Source organism: Rhizobacter sp. P3_B12, assembly GCF_056402895.1.
The window spans coordinates 1-1,196 of record NZ_JBFUGN010001405.1; the positions used below are offsets into that span (position 1 = coordinate 1).

At 66.9% G+C, this 1,196-nt stretch carries 1 protein-coding gene; it reads left to right on the forward strand.

Annotated elements, in window-relative coordinates:
• Positions 1-1,196 (forward strand): class I tRNA ligase family protein (locus tag AC1D01_RS35640; protein WP_477874383.1); only part of this gene is annotated, 1,196 nt, incomplete at both ends.

The window sequence follows — 1,196 nt, forward strand, 5'->3', positions numbered from 1 at the left end:
CCGTCGACGAGCACGGCCACGGCGGCCTGGCCGACTGGGACATCAGCCGCGATGCGCCCTACTTCGGCATCCGCATCCCCGACACCGAGGACAAGTACTTCTACGTCTGGCTCGACGCGCYGGTCGGCTACCTCGCGTCGCTGAAGAACTACTTCGACAAGACCGGGCGCGACTACGACGCGTTCTTCGCCGACCCGGCGGTCGAGCAGGTGCACTTCATCGGCAAGGACATCACCTACTTCCACACGCTGTTCTGGCCGGCGATGCTGCATTTCAGCGGCCGCAAGACGCCGGACCACGTCAACGTGCACGGCTTCATCACCGTCAACGGCGGCGAGAAGATGAGCAAGAGCCGCGGCACCGGCATCTCGCCGCTGAAGTACCTCGAGGTCGGGCTGAACCCGGAATGGCTGCGCTACTACATTGCGGCCAAGCTGAACGCGAAGGTCGAGGACATCGACTTCAACCCCGACGACTTCATCGCCCGCATCAACTCCGACCTGGTCGGCAAGTACATCAACATCGCGAGCCGCGCCGCCGGCTTCCTCAGCAAGCGCTTCGGCGGGCGGCTGTCGGCCGACCTCGGCGTCGAGGGCCGCTCGCTGCTCGACGGCCTGCGCCACCACCGCCAGGCCCTCGAGACGCTCTACGAGGAGCGCGAGTACGGCAAGGCGCTGCGCGAGGTGATGCTGCTGGCCGACCGCGTGAACGAGTACGTCGACCAGAACAAGCCCTGGGACCTCGCGAAGAAGGAAGGCCAGGAGGCGGTGCTGCACGACGTGTGCAGCGTCTGCATCGAGGCCTTCCGCGTGCTGACCATCTACCTGAAGCCGGTGCTGCCGGCGCTGGCGGTGCAGGTCGAGGCCTTCCTGAAGGTCGAGCCGATGGTGTTCGCCGATGCGGCGCGCGCGATCGGCGGCCACACGATCGGCGACTACAAGCACCTGATGCAGCGCGTCGACCCGGCGCTGCTCGACAAGCTGCTCGAGCCGCCGGTCATCGAGCTGCCGCCGCCGGGCGGCGAGCCGCTCGCCCCCGAGATCAGAATCGAGGATTTCGCCAAGGTCGACCTGCGCATCGCGAAGATCGTCGCCTGCGAGGCCGTCGAGGGCAGCGACAAGCTGCTGCGCCTGACGCTCGACGTGGGCGAGGCGAAGACGCGCAACGTCTTCAGCGGCATCAAGTCGGCCTACAAG